Source organism: Bradyrhizobium sp. NBAIM08, from assembly GCF_020193935.1.
In the GTDB taxonomy this organism is placed as follows: Bacteria; Pseudomonadota; Alphaproteobacteria; order Rhizobiales; family Xanthobacteraceae; genus Bradyrhizobium; species Bradyrhizobium yuanmingense.
Genome location: NZ_JADYVR010001307.1, coordinates 1 through 384, shown reverse-complemented (window position 1 = coordinate 384; position 384 = coordinate 1). Strand labels below are relative to the sequence as shown.

Genomic DNA, 384 nt, shown 5'->3' with positions numbered 1-384 from the left:
ACCAGGCGCGCGGCGACTAGGATCGCCGCCGGCCGCACGCGCCGGCGCAAAAAAGCCCGGCGCAGCTTGATCGCCCGGCCCTCGATGCGGCACAGGCGGGCATGGACGAATCCTCGCCATCCGCAATGCGCCTCGAGCCGCAATCCGCGACGCGACCTGCGGAGCGATCCGCCACGCGCCGCGGGCTGATGTTCATCCTCTCCTCGCCATCCGGCGCGGGCAAGACGACGATCGCCCGCCGCCTGCTCGAGGGGGAGGCAAACCTGGCGATGTCGGTCTCGGTGACCACCCGCGCGACGCGGCCGGGCGAGATCGAGGGACAAGACTATTTCTTCACCACGCGCGCAGGGTTCGACGCGATGGTCGAGGAGGACCGGTTCCTCG

Annotated in this window: 1 pseudogene; it reads left to right on the top strand. The window is 70.6% G+C overall.

From position 1 onward, the window contains the following. Positions 1-188 precede the first annotated feature (188 nt). Positions 189-384 (top strand): annotated as a pseudogene (locus I6F37_RS44655) (guanylate kinase); the annotation flags it as partial.